Consider the following 17,291-nt stretch of genomic DNA (forward strand, 5'->3'; position numbering starts at 1 on the left):
TTGTTGTGCCGACGACCGATGATCAGCCAGGCGGTGAGTCGACGTCTAGACGGTACTCAGTTGACGCTTACTGAAATAGTGAAATGCGCTGAGACAGTATAGGAAGACGGCGCGAAGATCAGTGGTGAGCCGTGCTCGTTTTCCAGATGACTTTTGATGAGTTCGGCTTCGACCATGCTCTTCGCAATCAGCGTCTGACCTACTCGTGAGACGCTGCGGTCACGGACTGCGTATTGGTCGTCCATGCGGAGCAGTTTAGGTTTCAGCTTCTGAGCTTCCAGCGAGCGGACATAGTCCTCAGCTTGTTTGGACCGATTGTGCGGAAAGGTTTTAGTCAGGTCATCGCGGTGCTTGACCGTGACCTTGAAATGCGAGCGATTCTCGATGGACGGCATGTCCGTACTCCGTAAGTTATGGAATACGGTATAGCCAAAAACAGGACCGAAAATCGTCTTGGAAGAAGTGGCTGCAATTAGCTGCAGTTTTTCGTGCGGTCTCAGTTGCCACTGAATTGCCACTGCCCGACCAGAAACGAAAACAGCGGGAGCAATAACCCGCTGTTCTACAAAGAGATTTTGGTCGGGGTGAGAGGATTCGAACCTCCGGCCTCTACGTCCCGAACGTAGCGCTCTACCAGGCTAAGCTACACCCCGATTGGTAGGAGGCATTATTAGACCAGATCTTTGCGCGATTAGCAACTGCCGGTGCCGGTGGTATAGTGCGGGCTTTGGCCTTACCTGAGTAATCTGTATGGGAATTACTATTTATCACAATAACGCTTGCAGCAACTCGCGCGGCGCGCTGGCGCTGATTCGCGAGTCGGGCGTGGAGCCGGAAATCATCGAGTACCTGAAGGCGCCGCCGTCGCGCGAAACGCTGATCGAGCTGATTGCCAAGGCCGGCCTCACCGCGCGTGGCGCCATGCGCGACAAGGGTGAGCTGTATAACCAGCTTGGCCTGGCCGACAAGTCGCTGGCGGACGAGAAATTGATCGACGCCATGATGGCGCATCCGGAGCTGATCAACCGTCCCTTCGTGGTGACGGACAAGGGCGTGCGCCTGTGCCGTCCGCCTGAGACGGTCAAAGAGATCCTGTAATGCGGCTGGCCGGCCTGCTGGTCTGCCTGCTTTCGCTTGGCCCGGCGTGTGCGCAGGACGTCGCGGAGTGCAAGCCTTACGAGCGGCTGCAATATCCCGCTGCCGACCAGCCCAGCGGCCCGCAGGCGGCCTCGCTGGCGAAATGCTCGGCCGACTCCCATTACTACGGCATTGGCAGCCCGGTTGATTACGCGAAGGCGCGGCTTTGCGCTTTTGTAGCGGAAGATGCGCCTTACCAACCATCCAAAGGCGTGTTGATGATGGTCTATGCCAATGGGCTGGGCGTGCCGCGCAATTACGGGCTGGCGAAAAAGGCGGCCTGCGAGACTTTCGCAGCGCAGGCTGAGACCGAGGCGCGGCTCCAGCATTTGGAGCGCATGCAGCTTGGCAAAGCCGGACCGGCGCCGAAAATCGATCTTTGCGATGACATTACCAGCGGCGAGATGGGCGGCTATTGCGCGTCTGTCCACAGCAGCCTCGCGACGCAGGAGCGGGAACGTGTGTCTGCGGCGCTGACGGCGAAGTGGAACGCGGAGAGCCGCGAGGCATTCGGCCGGCTCAGGGCGAAGGCCGATGGGTTTATCGAGGCGCGGGGCGGGGAAGTGGATCGCTCCGGCTCTGCGCGCGTGGCCTTTGTGGTGGAGGAGCAGGATCGGCAGCGGGCGGATTTGCTGAAGTCCCTGCGCGAGTTTGAGGCGGGGAAGCTGCCGGGGATGTCGCGGGAGGAGTTTGCCACGGCGGACCGGGAGATGAATGTGGTTTATCAGCAGCTGAAGCGCTCGAGGGATCCGGGTTTTCCCGGAGCGGTGAAGATGGTGGATATTCTCCAGGCGCAGCGGGCGTGGCTGGCTTATCGGGATGAGTGGGTGCGGTTCGGGAAGGTGAGGTATCCGGCGGTGGCGGATTTTGCGTGGGAGGGGTATTTCACGCGGAAGCGGACGGGGATGTTGCGAGAGTTGCTGATTGGGCGGCGGTAGGGGACTGCTGGGGTCAGACACTAACACCCAACACGCTGCGCGTGTCAGGTGTCAGCGTCAGACCCCAGCGTGAGGCGCCGGGGCGCAGCTAGGTAATTAATGGCTGCGGTCGACGGCGAAGCGGGCGAGTTCGAGGAGGGCTTGCTTGTGGGCGTTGTCGGGCAGGCCGGCAATCGCGTCGATGGCGCGCTGGGAGGCGACCTGGGCGGCGTGGCGGGTGTAGTCGAGCGCGCCGCTGTTGGTGATGGCGGACAGGATGGTCTCGAAGTTCGATTCGTCGCCGTTCTCGATGCAGGAGCGCACCAGCGAGCGCTGTTCGTCGGTGCCGTGCATCATCAGCCAGATCAGGGGCAGGGTAGGCTTGCCTTCGCGCAGGTCGTCGCCGACGTTCTTGCCGATTTCGTCGGCGTCGCCGGCGTAATCGAGCACGTCGTCGATCAGCTGGAAGGCGGTGCCCAGCGAGCGGCCGTATTCGCCGGCGGCGGCGATCTCGGCGTCGGACGCGCCGGCCACCAGGGCGCCCAGTTCCGCGGCGGCCTCGAACAGCTTGGCGGTCTTGGAGCGGATCACCTGCAGGTAGCTTTCCTCGGAAACGTCCGGGGTCGTGCATGTTCAGCAACTGCAGCACCTCGCCCTCGGCGATCACATTGGTCGCGTCGGACAGGATCTGCATCACGCGCATGGAATCGAGCGAGACCATCATCTGGAAGGCGCGCGAATACAGGAAGTCGCCCACCAGCACGGAAGCGGCGTTGCCGAACAGCGCATTGGCCGTCTGGCGGCCGCGGCGCATCGACGATTCATCGACCACGTCGTCATGCAGCAGGGTCGCGGTGTGGATGAATTCCACCACAGCGGCCAGCTCGTGGTGTGCCGTGCCGCGGTAGGAATAGGCATTCGCCACCAGCAGCACCAGGACCGGACGGATACGCTTGCCGCCCGCACTAATGATATATTCGGCAATCTGGTTGACCAGCGCCACTTCCGAGTGCAGGCGCTCCCGGATCACCGTGTTCACGGCGTCCATATCGGCGGCAATGGTGGCGATGATGCGATTCTGTGCGGAGTTAGACAAGGCGGACCTGCGTTAGACGGATATAAGGTGCCGCGATTATACGTCACTAGTTGCCGACATACCACGAGGCGGCCTGCTCGACAATACTTTTTGACCCGATTAGGAAAACTGTGTACAATCGCATGTTCTCCAGCTTCCGTCTGTTGTTTTCTTGGCGACAAGCAGGAGAAATTTCTTAACAAATAACGAGGTTTCAAATCATGTACGCGGTCATAAAAACCGGTGGCAAACAGTACAAAGTTGCTGCTGGCGAAAAAATTAAAGTAGAACAGTTGCCGGCTGACATTGGTTCCGAAATCACTATCGACCAGGTTCTCGCCGTAGGCGCGGGCGACAGCATCAAGTTTGGTGCTCCTCTGGTTGCAGGTGCATCGGTTCTGGTGAAAGTGGTTGCCCAAGGTCGTCACGACAAGGTCCGTATCTTCAAGATGCGCCGTCGTAAGCACTACCAGAAGCACCAAGGCCATCGCCAGAACTTCACCGAAATCCAAATCGTTTCGATCAACGGCTAATCGCTGCTTGTCCGAATTTACTGAGCTATCAAGGAGTAACTAAATGGCACACAAAAAAGGCGGCGGTACTACCCGCAACGGTCGCGACTCTGAATCAAAACGCCTGGGCGTTAAAGTGTACGGCGGCCAAACCATCAACGCTGGCGGCATCATCATCCGTCAACGTGGCACCCCGGTTTCCGCCGGCGAAGGCGTAGGCACCGGCAAGGACCACACCCTGTTCGCACTGGTGGACGGCGTTGTGAAGTTCGTGACCAAAGGTCCTTCGAACAAGAAGTACGTCACCGTCGTAGCCGCTGCTTAATACAGCGCTTAACGGTCAAGTAAGGCGCAAGCCTTTCTCTCCAAAAGGCTCTGCCAACGGTAGGGCCTTTTTAGTTTTATAGGTGGTTCACATGAAGTTTATTGACGAAGCACGCATCGAAGTCATCGCCGGCACCGGCGGAAATGGCTGCGCCTCTTTTTGCCGTGAAAAATTCCGTCCATTCGGCGGTCCGGATGGCGGCGACGGCGGCAAGGGCGGCAGCATCTGGGCTGTGGCCGACCGCAACGTCAATACGCTGGTGGACTACCGCTATTCGAAAATGCACCGCGCGCAGAACGGCGAAGCCGGCCGCGGTTCCGATTGCTACGGCAAGGGCGCGGACGATATCTTCCTGCGCATGCCGGTCGGCACCCTGATCATCGACGAAGTGTCGGGCGAAATCATCGCCGACATGACGGAACACGGCCAGATGGAAATGCTGGCCAAGGGCGGCGAGGGCGGCTGGGGCAATATCCACTTCAAGACCTCGACCAACCGCGCGCCGCGCCAGAAGACGGACGGCAAGGAAGGCGAACGCCGCGAGCTGCGCCTGGAACTGAAGGTGCTGGCGGACGTGGGCCTGTTGGGCATGCCGAATGCCGGCAAGTCCACCTTCATTACCGCCGTGTCGAATGCTCGTCCGAAGATTGCGGACTATCCGTTCACGACCCTGCACCCGAACCTGGGTGTGGTGCGCGTGTCGCATGAGAAGTCATTCGTGATCGCGGACATTCCAGGCCTGATCGAAGGCGCCGCCGAAGGCGCCGGCCTGGGCCATCAGTTCCTGCGCCACCTGTCGCGCACCGGCCTGCTGCTGCACATCGTGGACCTGGCGCCGTTCGAGGCGACCGTGGACCCGGTGAAGGAAGCCAAGGCCCTGGTCAAGGAACTGGAAAAGTATGACCCGGCACTGGGCAAGAAAGAGCGCTGGCTGGTGCTGAACAAGCTGGATGTGGTGCCGGAAGAAGAGCGCGCCAAGAGGGTGAAGGACTTCGTGAAGAAGGTCGGCTTCAAGGGGCCGGTCTTCGAGATTTCCGCGCTGTCGCATGAAGGCACCCAGGAACTGGTCACCGCCATCTACCAGCACCTGGAAAAGCAGCGCTATGCGGAGCAGCGTTCCGAAGAAACCCAGATGACCGAGGAAGCCCGCGGCATCTCGTCCATCGACCCGGACGACCCACGTTTCAAGGTTCTCGATTAAAATCGGGACAACCCATACCTGTGCAGGCCCCGTTACCCGCGGGGCCGCGCACTGTCTGCGGCAAGCAGGGCATACCGGCCCGGCGAATCAACAGCATGTTTTCGAATCTTTTGAGAAGAGCTTTGCCGCCCTATGAATTCCGTCATCCAGAAAGCCACCCGTTTAATCGTTAAAGTCGGTTCCTCGCTCGTCACCAACGACGGCCGCGGACTCGATCATGCCGCCATCGCGCGCTGGTCCGCGCAGATTACCGCTTTGCGGGGCATGGGCAAGGAGGTGGTGCTGGTTTCTTCGGGCGCAGTGGCGGAAGGCATGCTGCGCCTGGGTTTCGACAAGCGCCCGTCCGACATCCACGAGCTGCAGGCTTGCGCCGCGGTGGGCCAGATGGGCCTCGCACAGATTTACGAGACGAGCTTCCGCGCACACGATGTCGGCACTGCGCAGGTGCTGCTGACGCACGCCGACCTGGCGGACCGCGAGCGCTACCTGAATGCCCGCTCCACGCTGACCACCTTGCTGCGCCTGGGCGTGGTCCCCATCATCAACGAGAACGACACGGTCGTCACCGACGAGATCAAGTTCGGCGATAACGATACGCTGGGCGCCCTGGTGGCGAACCTGATCGAAGCCGATGCGCTGATCATCCTGACCGACCAGCGCGGCCTGTTCAATGCCGATCCGCGCAAGGACCCTGCGGCCTACCTGATCACGCATGGCCGCGCGGGCGATCCGGCGCTGGAAGCCATGGCCGGCGGCGCGGGTTCCTCATTGGGACGCGGCGGCATGCTGACCAAGATCCTGGCCGCCAAGCGTGCGGCAAAGTCTGGTGCGCATACGGTGATTGCCTTTGGACGCGAACTGGATGTGCTGACCCGCCTGGCTGGCGGCGAGAGCATCGGCACGGAATTGTCTGCGCAGACCGGACAGCTGACGGCGCGCAAGCAGTGGATGGCCGATCACCTGCATACGGTGGGCCAGGTGGTGCTGGATGCGGGTGCGGTGCAGAAGCTGGTGGGCGAGGGCAAGTCTCTGCTGCCGATCGGCGTGACCGACGTGCATGGCGAGTTTGGTCGCGGCGCCGTTATCACGTGCATCAGCCCGGACGGCCACGCCATCGCGCGCGGCATCTGCAATTACACCAGCGGCGAAGCGCGCCGTATCCTGCGCAAGCCTTCGTCCGAGATCGCGGCCATCCTCGGTTACGCCGAAGGCCCCGAGCTCATTCACCGCGACAATCTCGTCCTGATCTAAGGCGCGGGTCTGCCTGCACGGCGGATCAATGATCCGCCCTACAGCCCCTTCGGGGCCATTCGTAATCCGATCATCCAGTGCGGCGTAGGGCGGATCATTGATCCGCCGCGTGTGCGTCGCCTGAGGCCCTAACCCTGATCCTCATCCGGTGCGCGAAACAGGTCCTCGAGTTCGGCGCGCTTGCTCTGGACTTGCGCCCGGCCGCGGCTCCCTGCGAATTCTTCTTCGATATTGTCACGGTAAAAGCTCCACGCCGAGCCGGACGTGGAAAAGCGGCGCCACACGTCCTCGCCCACGCTGGAGTAGTCGATCGCGCTGCCGTCATCAAACTCCACGCGCAGGACGCGCTCGCGCCGGTCATAGCCAATCGCCCGCAGCTTGCCGGCATTAATCTTCTTCATTTCCATGGCGGTCACCTCCTGTCCTTCAGCATACCATCAGCCCCGGCGGGACAGGGCAAGTAACGCCGGATGAGTAGCCGCCTTGCGCGCTGCGCTGAAGCATGCGATCACGGCGACCAGCATCGGTGCCGGGGCATACGCTTTGGCAAAGAACAGCAGCAGGAAAAACGCCAGCATCTGCACGACAACGATCACGTTTGCGCGCTTGCCGGCCGGCGTTGCGGCCAGCAAAGCGCGGATTTCGCCAGCCGACCTGGCGGATCTGATGCGCTCCGCCTGCTCACGGTGCGCGTGACTCAAAAAATGCCCGGCGAGCGCGCCGCCGGCGGCGAAGGCCACAAGCAATGGCAGCGGCGGCAGGCCAACGGCGACAATGCACAATAGGGCAAGCGCCAGCATCAGCGCGATAACGCCCACGTTCAGGCGAGGAGAAAGCGAGTAGTGCATCGCTCAAACCCTTTCAGGCAGCGGTGTCTTGCCCTTGAACTCGCACAGGTCGGCGATCAGGCAGTTCCAGCATTTGGGATTGCGCGCGGTGCAGATGTAGCGGCCGTGCAGGATCAGCCAGTGGTGCGCATCGAGCAAAAACTCCTTGGGCACGAACTTCATCAGCTTTTGCTCGACGATGTCCACATTCTTGCCCGGTGCGATGCCAGTGCGGTTGGACACGCGGAAGATGTGCGTATCGACTGCCATCGCGATCTCGCCGAAGGCCGTATTCAGCACAACGTTGGCCGTCTTGCGCCCCACGCCCGGCAGTTCTTCCAGCTCCTCGCGCATGCGCGGTACCTCGCCATTGTGCTTCTCGACGAGGATCTGGCAAGTTGCGATAACATTCTTCGCCTTGGTCTTATACAGACCGATGGTCTTGATGTAATCCATCAGTTCATCGAGGCCCAGGTCCAGGATAGCTTGCGGGGTGTTCGCCACCGGATAGAGCTTGCGCGTGGCCTTGTTTACGCCCACGTCCGTCGCCTGAGCGGACAGCAGCACGGCGATCAGCAGCTCGAAAGGCGTCGTGTATTCCAGTTCGGTCTGGGGCTTGGGATTGGCCGCGCGCAGGCGGCTGAAAATTTCGTGGCGTTTGGCTGGGTTCATTTCTTCTTGTCGGCTTCGGCGCGCTGGCGTGCGCGCTCCATGGCGGCGGCGATGATCTGCCGCTTGCGTTCCTTCTCCGCTTCCTCGGCTGCATTCTCCGGCGACAGGCGGTGCACCGCTTCCATCTTGGCCTTGGCCTTCGCAGCCAGGCGCGCATCGTTCTCTTCGCGTTCGCGTTTCAGGTGTTCTGCGCGGAAGTCGTGGCGTGAACGGGCCGCGTCGGCATCGGCCTGCGTCCAGGCATCCCAGCCCGTGGTTTCGGTGACCGGGTACATGACGATGCAATCCACCGGACAGGGTGGCACGCACAGGTCGCAGCCCGTGCACAGCTCGGGAATGATGGTGTGCATCTGCTTGGCCGCGCCCGCGATGGCATCGACCGGGCAGGCCTGGATACACAGCGTGCAGCCGATGCACAGGGATTCGTCGATGAAGGCCACGGCGCGCGGCCGCTCGAGGCCATTGATCGGATTCAGCGGAATCACGGGATAGCCCGTTACGGACGACAGCCTGCGGATGCCTTCCGCTCCGCCCGGGGGGCACTGGTTGATCTGCGCTTCACCGGCCGCGATCGCTTCGGCATATGGACGGCAACCCTGGTAGCCGCACTTGGTGCATTGGGTCTGCGGCAGCACGTCCTCAATGCGGTCGGCCAGGGTCTTTGATTCGCTCACGGTGCTTGATTTGCTTGATAAAGCGCCATTATCCGCTATCTGGCGGCGTCCGGCACGAAATCCCCGCCTGAGCGCCGGGTTACCGATAGTTGCTCAAAAATAACTTTGAGATCGCTAACATTTATGGGACTATAAACGAATATTTCCATTAGGTAATTATCTGATGCGTATTCTACGCTTGCTGCTTTTAGCGGCCGGATTGCTGGCCGCAGCCGACACCGTGGCGCGTGCCGGCGTCCTGCGCATGGCGGCCGAGGACTGGCCACCTTACGTGACGCCTGCGCTGCCGGCCAACGGCGTGACCGGGGCGCTGGCAGGCGCCGTATTTGCCCGCCTCGGCAACGGCCTCTCGGTGGATTACTTCCCGTGGAAGCGCACCATGGAATTCGGGCTGCACAACCCGGCCTATGCGGGCTTTATGGCCGTATGGCGCACGCCCGAGCGCGAGAAGCTTTGCTATTTCTCGGCGCCGCTGGGCAGCTCGCAGTCAGTGCTTGCTTACCTGAAGAGCGCGCCGGTGCACGCCTCTTCGCTTGCCGACCTGAGCGGCGTGCGCGTCGGTACGGTGGGCGGACATGCCAACGGCGAGCAGTTCGACAAGCTCGTGCGCCAGGGGGCGCTTGATGTGGAAGAGGGCGTCAACGACGAGACGAACCTGCGCAAACTGCTGGGCAAGCGCTTCCCGGTCATGGTGATCGAGAAGCACGTGCTGCGCTATCTGCTGGCCAGTCCCCAGTTCCGCGCCGAACGCGGGCGCATCGCGATCGACACCCGCCTGTTCAGCGAGCGCACCGTCCATCTGTGCTTCCAGCGCACACCCGAAGGACTGGCCCGCCAGCGCGCCTTCAACGAAGCCGCCCGCGGGCTCGACCTCCCCAACTCGAACGCGATTACTGGCGCCGCCTCGGCGAGGATCTCACTTCCGGCAATTGACCTGCCTCAGTTCGCGCCACCCATTCGCCCGCTAGACTGAAGCCTCCGCGTTTCGCGCAGGAGGCACTATGACCGACTGGCACATCGTCAACATCCTGCTGCCGCTGGCGTTGCCCATCTTGCTCATTGCGATATTGGGCTGCGCGGCCTTCACACGCGCTAACTGGCGAACGATTCTGTTGATGCCTGTCCGCGACGGCCAGCTCTCTTGGGCTGGCCTCGGCTACTGTTTGAACGGCCTGTACGAAATGCGACATTCCCGCGCCGAGGTGCTTACTGGGCCTTCTGGGGATTGGTTATTCTGGACGCTAAACCTGGTCCTGATATTGTTGGCAGTCACCGCCGCGGTGGCACCACTGAGTGCTCGGCATCATGGACAACGAAACTCACGAGGGACGAGTATAGTAATCCGATATGCGTTGATGCTGTTGTCACTGTTCTTCTGTTGTGTGGCCGCGGCCATGTTGACAGTTGTACACCATTTCGCTTGAGCCTGGAGGTGGGAATGAGATTCCGAGGGAAGGACTACGAGTACCTGGAAGACCTGATTGGTGATGCAGAGCGATTCAATCCATTATTCTTTTGGGTCATGATGGCTGGCGGTGTGCTCGCTTCCATAATGGGCTTGATCGGCTATCTGCTGATTCCGGTCCAATAAAAAACGCCCCGGCGGGCGGGGCGTTTTGAAGTTGGTAGCGTTAGCTTAGCCGTGCTGCTTGATGAAGTCGGTGATCTTCGGGCAGACGATTTCGCGCCAGCGGCGGCCGGAGAAGATGCCGTAGTGGCCGGCTTGCGGCACCACGAAGTCTTCCTGCATATTGTCCGGGATGCCGGAGCACAGCTCGTGCGCGGCCTGGGTCTGGCCTGCGCCGGAGATGTCGTCCAGCTCGCCTTCCACGGTCAGCAGCGCGACGCTGGTGATGTCCTGCGGACGCACGAACTGGCCATCCACTTGCCACGTACCCTGCGGCAGTGCGAAGTCCTGGAACACGGTCTTGATCGTGTCGAGGTAGTACTCGGCCGGCATGTCGAGCACAGCGTTGTACTCGTCGTAGAACTTGCGGTGGCTTTCCGCCGGCTCATCGTCGCCGCGCACCAGGTGCATATAGAACTCGCGGTGCGATTGCGCGTGACGGCCAGGGTTCATCGCGATGAAGCCGGCATGCTGCAGGAAGCCCGGGTAGACCTTGCGGCCGAAGCCCGGATAGTTCGGCGGCACTGCATAGATCACGGTGTTCTCGAACCAGGAATACTTCTTTTCGGTTGCCAGGTTGTTGACCGCGGTCGGCGACTTGCGCGGATCGATCGGGCCGCCCATCATCGTCATGGTCTTCGGCAGCATCGGATCCTTGTTGGTGGCCATCAGCGAGATGGCCGCCAGCACCGGCACGGTCGGCTGGCAGACGGAAATCACGTGCACGTCCGGGCCAAGGTGGCGGATGAACTCCTGCACGTATTTGACATAGTCGTTCAGGTGGAAGGGGCCTTCCGACAACGGCACCTGGCGTGCATCCACCCAGTCCGTGATGTAGACGTCGTGTTCATGCAGCATCGCGTGCACGGTGTCGCGCAGCAGCGTTGCATGGTGGCCGGACAAGGGCGCCACGATCAGCACGGTTGGGTGCTTCAGGGCCTTGATTTCTTTTTCGCTCAGGTCTTTGCCGAAGTGGAGCAGCTTGCAGAACGGCTTGTTGTCGACCACGCGTTCGATGATCGGCACCTGCTTGCCATTGACTTCGACTTCCTTGATACCGAAAGCCGGTTTTTCGTAATCTTTACCAAGGCGATACATCAGCTCGTAGCCGGCCGCGATACGCTGGGAGAACGGCGTATGCGCCAGGGGGGACACGGGGTTGGTAAAGAGCTTGGACGATGCCTCGGCCCATTGCATCAATGGGCTCAGCAGGGATCGTTGCATTTCGTGCAGTTGGTAAAGCATAGGAATTCCTGGTCGTGTTGCATTGCGGCAAATGTGGCAATGCGGAATCGTAATCCAATTATAGGCCATTTGTTCATGGCCTACAGCATTTTGCAATACCTCCCAGAAAGGGCACAAACCACGGCGTTTCGGGCTTCATACCAAGATAATACTGGCCGGAAAAGAAAAAAAGCAGCGATTCCGCTGCTTTTTTGTAGGATCGCTCCGAAGATTCGGTCGGATCAGTCGAACACGGGCGTTTCGACGCCCAGCACTTTGTGCAGTTTTGGCGACGTTGTCGTGTACTGCATGTGGATTTTCTTGTCCGGGAAGATATATGGTGCAGCGCCGAACGCAGCCAGGGCAGCTTCGTGGAAGCCCGACAGGATCAGTTTTTTCTTGCCCGGATAAGTGTTGATGTCGCCCACGGCAAAGATGCCCGGCACATTGGTTTCGAACTTTTCGGTGGAAACAACTTTCAGTTGCTTGCGCTCGATGTCCAGGCCCCACTCGGCGATCGGACCCAGCTTCGGCGACAGACCGTAAAACACCAGCAGCATGTCCAGCGGCACGCGGCGGGTCACGCCGTCGGCGCCGGTCACGCGCAGTTCGGACAGTTTGTCGTCCTTGGTTTCGATGCCGCTCACCTGGCCGACGATCAGCTGCATTTCATATTCGTCGCACAGCTGCTTCATCTTGGCCACGGAAGCCGGCGCAGCGCGGAAGTCTTCACGGCGGTGCAGCAGCACGACGGATTCGGCCTTGCCCACGAAGTTCAGCGCCCAGTCCAGCGCGGAGTCGCCGCCGCCGCAGATCACCAGGTTCTTGCCTTCGAACTTCGCCGGATCCTTCACGCGGTAGAACAGCTGCGAACCTTCGAAGGCTTCGATGCCTTCCACCTTCATGGTGCGCGGCTGGAACGAGCCCACGCCGGCAGCGATGAAGATGGTCTTGGTGATGAGCTTGGTGCCCAGGCTGGTTTCGACGTCGAAACGGCCGTCTTCACGCTTCTGCACCACGGTGACTTCCTGGCCCAGGTGGTAGGTCGCACCAAACGGCTCGATCTGCTTCAGCAGGCCGTCGGTCAGTTCCTGGCCGGTGCAGGATGGAATGGCGGGAATGTCGTAGATCGGCTTGTCCGGATACAGTTCCACGCACTGGCCGCCGACGGCGGTCAGGGAGTCGATCACATGGGCTTTGATCTCCAGCAGGCCAAGTTCGAATACCTGGAACAGGCCGACCGGGCCGGCGCCGATAATCACGGCATCGGTTTCGTGGAGACCACCGGGTGGGGTGCTGACGACGTTCATAATGATTCTCATTCCATCCAAATAAGCGAACACCGCGTCAGGCGCGGTGTTGCACGATAAATAACAGGCCCGGGCAGGCGCGATTAGCGCTGCAGCAGGTGTGCTTTTTCCTTGACGTCCTTGAACTGTTCGGCCTCGGCCAAGGCTGGCTTGGTCTTGGTGATCGAAGGCCAGTTGCGCGCCAGGTCGACGTTGATCTTGATGAATTGCTGCTGGTCGGCAGGCACATCTTCCTCAGCGAAAATGGCATTCACCGGGCATTCAGCGACGCAAACGGCGCAGTCGATGCATTCATCCGGGTCGATCGCCAGGAAATTCGGGCCTTCCCGGAAACAATCTACCGGGCAAACATCAACGCAGTCCGTATAACGGCAGGCGATGCAGGATTCGGTGACTACGTGGGTCATAACAGTCCTATCTATATTGATGCGCTGGAAAAAGCTCAGCAAAGCACTGTATTTTAAGGCAATTCGCTATTTCTCACAATTCAGCGTTATACACAATACATATAAGCAAATTCGCGCCACAGTCCGGTCTTCAGGCCGCAGAGCGTAGCAGATTCAGCACATCGAGCCAGGGAGAAGGGGTGTTTTCCGTGAATTCGAGGGAGCGCTGGCGGCCGTCGCCCACGGCCGTGAGCGTCCAGCGCGGCAGGTCGGCACCGAGCTGTTCGGGCGGTTCGGGCGCATCGAAGAAGCCGGCGGCGGCGAGTGCCGCCTCCAGCGCCGGCCCGGCGGGACTGGTTTGGGTATCGACTTCGTAGCGCTCGCCGATGCCGGCGATCCCGCCGCCGCCGCTGGCCGTGATTTTCATTTGGCCGCAGCCATGTCGGCGGACGCGCTGTGGCGCGCCTGCCAGCCCTGGCACCACGCCGCCAGCGCCTGGCGCTCAGCCTCCAGCACATCTTCCAGCGCGAAATATTCGGCGTGGTTCATCGTGCCGCAGCAGGCGCGGCGGTCCTGCCGGGCGTCCGGAGCATCTTCCACCATCGGCGCCATCGCCACATCCGCCTGGTGGTCGTCGCTCAGCGGCAGCGGCGACACCACCACCTCGCGCAGCGCAAAACGGTTGCGGATGAAGTTACGGTAGTCGACCGGCTTGCCATCCTCCAGCGCCAGGCGCAGCATCTGGTTGACCACGTCCGCATATTTGGCGGCCACATCGGGTGCCGACACCAGCGCGCGCATCACCAGGCTGCACAGATAGGCGCCGGCCGCATGCAGCACGGCCGCGTCGTCATGCAGGCCGGGCTGGCGCTCGTAGGCGAAGATGTCGGCCAGGATGTCGTAGATGGCGCCGGTGAACACTTGCGAAATGGCGTGCACCTCGTTGCCCGCTTCGGACAGCTTCAGGTCATTGTCCGCATTGCGCAGGCCGTTCGGGCGGCCCAGCGCCAGGCCGAACTGCTCCGCCATATCGGCCAGGAAAGTCTTGTCGTGCAAGTCCGCCTTGGTTTGGGCGATCACCGCTTCCACCTGGTCGAGCTGGGACAGGGCAAGGAAAATCGCCGTCAGATCGCCGAAAGATTCGTGCAGGCCGCCCGTCTGCGGCGGCGCGCTGTTCAGGATCCATCTCGGCTTCAGGCCATCCAGCACGGCGTGGCCCGTTTCATGCGCGACGATGTCGAAGGAGCGGCAGGTGAACACGCGCTCGTTGCCGCCGCTGGGCACGAAGTCGCCGAATTTCAGCGCGCGGTCATTGCGGCTGTAATAGGCGTTCATCACATTCGGCAGGCCGTGCGGGAACACTTGCAGCGGCTCCGTGTTGCGCGCGCTGTTCCACGCCCAGGGCAGGGGCGCGCCGCCGTCGCCGGCGGCCAGCACGCGCTGGTACATGGTCAGCGTTTGCCGCACGACGGCGAAGGTGTGCACGGCGTCGAACTGGTCGGTGTTGGGCGACATGATGAAGTCGCCGAAGGCGTTCGGGCTGACGGGCGCGATGCCGGGCTTACCAAAGGTAATGCGCGCATCGCGCGGACCTTCCAGGATGACGCCGGGCAGGAAGGTCTTGCGCGTGCCCAGTTCGCTGACCGACGGGTCCTGCTTCCACATCAGCACGCGCGCGCCGGCCGGTGGCGCCCCGGACAGCTTCATCGGCAGCATGCCGTTCCTCAGGCGAGGCAGGCCCGGCTGCGCCAGCAGCTCCGCGGTCTTGCGGTGCAGGCGATAGGGCTCGGATGGCGTGGGCACATAGCCGACCGGCAGCGCCATGGTTTTTGTCAGAACGGCCTCTACCGGGACGATCACTTTCTGGTCCATGATGGTTCTCCCCAAAGGTGCGCATGAACGAACATGGTCGCGCCATGCGGCCTGCCTGCCTTTGATCCATCGCAAAAGTGCGGCTGCTGTAAAATTGCGCCTTTTGCTGAATTAGTAGAGAAGGCGCATGTCCGACATTAACATCACCCAGGCCCACAGCCTGGCGCCCGAGGCCGCACGCGCGGCTGCCGAAAAAGTCGCTGAACGCATTGCCAGGGAATTCGACCTCGCCTGCACCTGGCACGGCGATACCCTGCGCTTCGGGCGCAGCGGCGTCGAAGGCACGCTGACGCTGGCCGAAAGCCAGGCCCATATGAACATCAAGCTGGGCTTCCTGATGGGCGCCTTCAAGGGCGCCATCGAAAACAAGGTGGCCGAGAAAATGCGCAGCGTGTTCGCTGCCGCTTAAAGTTCCTTGAACAGCACGCAGGCGTCGACCAGCCCGAGCTGGCGATGCCTGAACGCGTTTGGCAGCGTGCCCACCTGTTCGAATCCGAATTTCCGGTACAGCGCCATCGCCGGCGCGTTGGTGGTCACCACAAAATTGAACTGCATCGCAAGGAAGCCTTCGCGGCGCGCGCGTTCCAGGCTGTCCGCCACCAGCGCCTTTCCTGCACCGTTGCCCTGCGCCTGCGGCGCTACCGCGTACGTCGCGCTTGCCACGTGCGAGCCGCGGTCCGGATAGTTCGCTCCCATCTTGTACATGCCCACGATGCTTTGGCCCTGCGCCGCCACATAAGCCGCGTGCCCGCCAAACCAGTGCGCCTGGAACGTCTGCTCGTCAAAGCCTTCGCCAAACGGGAAGGCATCCCCGCCGGCGATCACCTGTTTGAAAATATCCACATCTCATCCAGGTCTTCGATGCGGGCCTCGCGGATCAGCAGGCCGCTAGTCACGCGGCACCGCCGGGTTGCCGAGGGTGGCGTTGAGGGCGACGGCGGACTTGACCAGTTCCTGCGCGGTCGAGCGTTCGAGCGGCGTGTCTTCGTGCAGTTCCATCGTCGCCATTTCGTATTTGCCGCCTGGTTTCAGGCGCGCTTCGATGCCGCGCAGGCGCTGTCCGCGCCAGAAGCCGAACAGCACGCGCTGTTCTTCGGCGCGGATCAGCAGCGCAGGACCGTTGGAGAAATAGACCAGGTGTCCCCACTTCACGCGCTCTTCCAGCGGCGCTGATTCCAGTACGGCCGCACGCAGCGCTTCAACATAGCGGCGCTGCCAGCCACTCAACGATTCCAGGTACGCCTGCGGATTCGGCGCCAACGGCATCTTTTTCATCATGGCTCGGAACGCGAAAGGTGGATGATGCGCACAGTGTGCCACGCTTTGCGTCAGACAGGAACCGACGGCATCGTCGGACTGGAAAGGGACCAGCGGCCAGCGTAATGCGGTGGGCGCGGTCCCTGAGGGGAGAGGCCTACTTCAGGCTTTCGATCAGGTCGATGTACTGCTGCTTTGCGTCGTCCTGCGAAGTGCCGGCCAGGGCGGCCCAGGCGTCGAACTTGGCGCGGTTGACGAAATCGGTCATGCCGGGACGTTCGCCGGTCGCGTCGCCCGCGGAACCCTGTTTGTACAGCGCGTAGATTTTCAGCAGGGTCATATTGTCCGGACGTTCCGGCAGGTTCTTGGAGTCGGCGACGGCTGCGTCGAATTGGTCCTGAAGGCTCATGGTGTTATTCCTCTGTGGTGGGTTTGCGATGCGCCATCATACAAAGAAAACCCGCGGCGCCATTAGAGGATAGGCTCCAAAGCGGAGGTGCGCCGCACAATAAAAACGGCGGTTCAAGACCGGCCGCGGTGGCCTGCCTTGAACCGCCATTCTGGCGGTAGCCGGTATTACTTCTTCTTGGTCGGATTCACAGCGGCCTTCAGGGTCGCGCCAGCCGAGAACTTAGGGGTCTTGGAAGCTGCGATCTTGATCGCTTCGCCGGTTGCAGGATTGCGGCCTTTACGAGCAGCGCGCTTGGCTACGGAGAAGGTGCCGAAGCCGGTGATGCCGACCGTGTCGCCCTTTTTCAGACGTTCGGTAACGATTGCGATCAGGGTGTTAACTGCGTCGTTAGCGGCAGCGCCGGACATTTCGGTACGCTTCGCAAATTCTGCAATCAGTTCGCCTTTTTTCATTACTACCTCCTTGGTTATTGGAGCGCGCAGATTAGCACATTAATTGCGAAATGTGTTCCCTTCTTGATGAAGAAAGCCATATAGTGACTGGCCTGCGACGATATGGTGCGTAAAAAGCCTTTAAAAACAGGCGCTAGCGCCCGATCATGGTGCACGGCCT

At 61.2% G+C, this 17,291-nt stretch carries 23 protein-coding genes, 1 tRNA gene and 1 pseudogene; 9 read left to right on the plus strand and 16 right to left on the minus strand.

The genetic code is table 11. The features are described 5' to 3' along the window. Nucleotides 1-56: 56 nt before the first annotated feature. Nucleotides 57-395 carry a hypothetical protein gene (locus tag ACHMW6_RS05315; RefSeq protein WP_395406109.1) on the minus strand — a complete coding sequence of 113 codons (339 nt, stop codon included), beginning with the start codon at nucleotides 393-395 and terminating at the stop codon, nucleotides 57-59. A gap of 181 nt (nucleotides 396-576) precedes the next feature. Then, nucleotides 577-653, minus strand: a tRNA-Pro gene (locus tag ACHMW6_RS05320). A gap of 97 nt (nucleotides 654-750) precedes the next feature. On the opposite strand from ACHMW6_RS05320, the gene arsC reads away from it, so the two are divergent. Together arsC and ACHMW6_RS05330 are read left to right on the plus strand one after the other, a co-directional pair. Continuing rightward, nucleotides 751-1,098 carry an arsenate reductase (glutaredoxin) gene (gene arsC, locus ACHMW6_RS05325; RefSeq protein WP_395406110.1) on the plus strand — a complete coding sequence of 116 codons (348 nt, stop codon included), beginning with the start codon at nucleotides 751-753 and terminating at the stop codon, nucleotides 1,096-1,098. After that, the gene (locus ACHMW6_RS05330) at nucleotides 1,098-2,075 is read left to right on the plus strand and encodes a lysozyme inhibitor LprI family protein (RefSeq protein ID WP_395406111.1); all 978 of its coding nucleotides are present in this window, start codon (nucleotides 1,098-1,100) and stop codon (nucleotides 2,073-2,075) included. The genes arsC and ACHMW6_RS05330 overlap by 1 nt, the downstream gene beginning before the upstream one ends. Nucleotides 2,076-2,171: 96 nt before the next feature. Here ACHMW6_RS05330 and ispB read toward each other — a convergent pair. Further along, nucleotides 2,172-3,102: pseudogene (gene ispB, locus ACHMW6_RS05335) on the minus strand (octaprenyl diphosphate synthase). A 248-nt stretch (nucleotides 3,103-3,350) separates the two neighbouring features. Between ispB and rplU the strand changes: the two are divergent. The 4 genes from rplU (at nucleotide 3,351) to proB (ending at nucleotide 6,418) form a co-directional block, all read left to right on the plus strand. Continuing rightward, nucleotides 3,351-3,662, plus strand: a complete 312-nt coding sequence (gene rplU, locus ACHMW6_RS05340; RefSeq protein ID WP_395406112.1) for a 50S ribosomal protein L21 — start codon at nucleotides 3,351-3,353, stop codon at nucleotides 3,660-3,662. A 43-nt stretch (nucleotides 3,663-3,705) separates the two neighbouring features. Then, the gene (rpmA, locus tag ACHMW6_RS05345) at nucleotides 3,706-3,966 is read left to right on the plus strand and encodes a 50S ribosomal protein L27 (protein ID WP_395406113.1); all 261 of its coding nucleotides are present in this window, start codon (nucleotides 3,706-3,708) and stop codon (nucleotides 3,964-3,966) included. A gap of 91 nt (nucleotides 3,967-4,057) precedes the next feature. Beyond that, nucleotides 4,058-5,167 (plus strand): GTPase ObgE, encoded by a 1,110-nt coding sequence (gene obgE, locus ACHMW6_RS05350; RefSeq protein WP_395406114.1) that lies wholly within the window; start codon nucleotides 4,058-4,060, stop codon nucleotides 5,165-5,167. Between the two features lie 132 nt (nucleotides 5,168-5,299). Then, a complete protein-coding gene (gene proB, locus ACHMW6_RS05355; protein ID WP_395406115.1) occupies nucleotides 5,300-6,418 on the plus strand; it encodes a glutamate 5-kinase in 1,119 nt (372 codons plus the stop codon). Nucleotides 6,419-6,546: 128 nt separating this feature from the next. Here proB and ACHMW6_RS05360 read toward each other — a convergent pair whose 3' ends face one another. From ACHMW6_RS05360 to rsxB, 4 genes are read right to left on the minus strand one after another with little or no spacing between them, the layout of a single operon-like run. Beyond that, complete coding sequence (locus tag ACHMW6_RS05360) at nucleotides 6,547-6,825, minus strand: KTSC domain-containing protein (protein ID WP_395406116.1); 279 nt, start codon at nucleotides 6,823-6,825, stop codon at nucleotides 6,547-6,549. Nucleotides 6,826-6,855: 30 nt separating this feature from the next. After that, nucleotides 6,856-7,266: a hypothetical protein gene (locus tag ACHMW6_RS05365; RefSeq protein WP_395406117.1), complete on the minus strand. Its 411-nt coding sequence runs from the start codon at nucleotides 7,264-7,266 to the stop codon at nucleotides 6,856-6,858. Nucleotides 7,267-7,269: 3 nt separating this feature from the next. Beyond that, nucleotides 7,270-7,917 carry an endonuclease III gene (gene nth, locus ACHMW6_RS05370; protein ID WP_395406118.1) on the minus strand — a complete coding sequence of 216 codons (648 nt, stop codon included), beginning with the start codon at nucleotides 7,915-7,917 and terminating at the stop codon, nucleotides 7,270-7,272. Further along, complete coding sequence (gene rsxB / locus ACHMW6_RS05375) at nucleotides 7,914-8,591, minus strand: electron transport complex subunit RsxB (protein WP_395406119.1); 678 nt, start codon at nucleotides 8,589-8,591, stop codon at nucleotides 7,914-7,916. The genes nth and rsxB overlap by 4 nt, the downstream gene beginning before the upstream one ends. A gap of 163 nt (nucleotides 8,592-8,754) precedes the next feature. Here rsxB and ACHMW6_RS05380 point away from each other — a divergent pair, with 163 nt between their 5' ends. Together ACHMW6_RS05380 and ACHMW6_RS05385 are read left to right on the plus strand one after the other, a co-directional pair. Continuing rightward, on the plus strand, nucleotides 8,755-9,564 hold the full coding sequence (locus ACHMW6_RS05380; RefSeq protein WP_395406120.1) for a substrate-binding periplasmic protein: 810 nt from the start codon (nucleotides 8,755-8,757) through the stop codon (nucleotides 9,562-9,564). A 28-nt stretch (nucleotides 9,565-9,592) separates the two neighbouring features. Further along, entirely contained in the window at nucleotides 9,593-10,015 is a 423-nt protein-coding gene (locus ACHMW6_RS05385) for a hypothetical protein (RefSeq protein WP_395406121.1), read from the plus strand. A 212-nt stretch (nucleotides 10,016-10,227) separates the two neighbouring features. Here ACHMW6_RS05385 and ACHMW6_RS05390 read toward each other — a convergent pair whose 3' ends face one another. The 5 genes from ACHMW6_RS05390 to ACHMW6_RS05410 form a co-directional block, all read right to left on the minus strand. Further along, the gene (locus ACHMW6_RS05390; protein ID WP_395406122.1) at nucleotides 10,228-11,463 is read right to left on the minus strand and encodes a polyhydroxyalkanoate depolymerase; all 1,236 of its coding nucleotides are present in this window, start codon (nucleotides 11,461-11,463) and stop codon (nucleotides 10,228-10,230) included. Between the two features lie 221 nt (nucleotides 11,464-11,684). Further along, nucleotides 11,685-12,752: an NAD(P)/FAD-dependent oxidoreductase gene (locus ACHMW6_RS05395; protein ID WP_395406123.1), complete on the minus strand. Its 1,068-nt coding sequence runs from the start codon at nucleotides 12,750-12,752 to the stop codon at nucleotides 11,685-11,687. An 83-nt stretch (nucleotides 12,753-12,835) separates the two neighbouring features. Beyond that, complete coding sequence (fdxA, locus tag ACHMW6_RS05400; protein ID WP_395406124.1) at nucleotides 12,836-13,159, minus strand: ferredoxin FdxA; 324 nt, start codon at nucleotides 13,157-13,159, stop codon at nucleotides 12,836-12,838. 130 nt (nucleotides 13,160-13,289) lie between these two features. Continuing rightward, nucleotides 13,290-13,565 (minus strand): protealysin inhibitor emfourin, encoded by a 276-nt coding sequence (locus ACHMW6_RS05405; RefSeq protein ID WP_395406125.1) that lies wholly within the window; start codon nucleotides 13,563-13,565, stop codon nucleotides 13,290-13,292. Continuing rightward, on the minus strand, nucleotides 13,562-15,010 hold the full coding sequence (locus ACHMW6_RS05410) for a hypothetical protein (RefSeq protein WP_395406126.1): 1,449 nt from the start codon (nucleotides 15,008-15,010) through the stop codon (nucleotides 13,562-13,564). The genes ACHMW6_RS05405 and ACHMW6_RS05410 overlap by 4 nt, the downstream gene beginning before the upstream one ends. A 127-nt stretch (nucleotides 15,011-15,137) precedes the next feature. On the opposite strand from ACHMW6_RS05410, the gene ACHMW6_RS05415 reads away from it, so the two are divergent. Continuing rightward, a complete protein-coding gene (locus ACHMW6_RS05415) occupies nucleotides 15,138-15,419 on the plus strand; it encodes a polyhydroxyalkanoic acid system family protein (protein WP_395406127.1) in 282 nt (93 codons plus the stop codon). Here ACHMW6_RS05415 and ACHMW6_RS05420 read toward each other — a convergent pair. The 4 genes from ACHMW6_RS05420 to ACHMW6_RS05435 all read right to left on the minus strand — a co-directional run bounded on the left by ACHMW6_RS05420 (nucleotide 15,416) and on the right by ACHMW6_RS05435 (nucleotide 17,131). After that, complete coding sequence (locus ACHMW6_RS05420; RefSeq protein ID WP_395406128.1) at nucleotides 15,416-15,853, minus strand: GNAT family N-acetyltransferase; 438 nt, start codon at nucleotides 15,851-15,853, stop codon at nucleotides 15,416-15,418. The two genes, ACHMW6_RS05415 and ACHMW6_RS05420, sit on opposite strands and share 4 nt — an antisense overlap. Nucleotides 15,854-15,898: 45 nt before the next feature. Beyond that, nucleotides 15,899-16,288, minus strand: a complete 390-nt coding sequence (locus ACHMW6_RS05425; RefSeq protein WP_395406129.1) for a DUF1801 domain-containing protein — start codon at nucleotides 16,286-16,288, stop codon at nucleotides 15,899-15,901. Nucleotides 16,289-16,424: 136 nt separating this feature from the next. Continuing rightward, entirely contained in the window at nucleotides 16,425-16,676 is a 252-nt protein-coding gene (locus ACHMW6_RS05430; protein ID WP_395406130.1) for an acyl-CoA-binding protein, read from the minus strand. A 167-nt stretch (nucleotides 16,677-16,843) separates the two neighbouring features. Then, nucleotides 16,844-17,131 (minus strand): HU family DNA-binding protein, encoded by a 288-nt coding sequence (locus ACHMW6_RS05435; protein WP_050409188.1) that lies wholly within the window; start codon nucleotides 17,129-17,131, stop codon nucleotides 16,844-16,846. Between the last annotated feature and the right edge of the window lie 160 nt (nucleotides 17,132-17,291).

This window comes from Pseudoduganella sp. UC29_106, assembly GCF_044055365.1.
GTDB lineage: Bacteria > Pseudomonadota > Gammaproteobacteria > Burkholderiales > Burkholderiaceae_D > Rugamonas.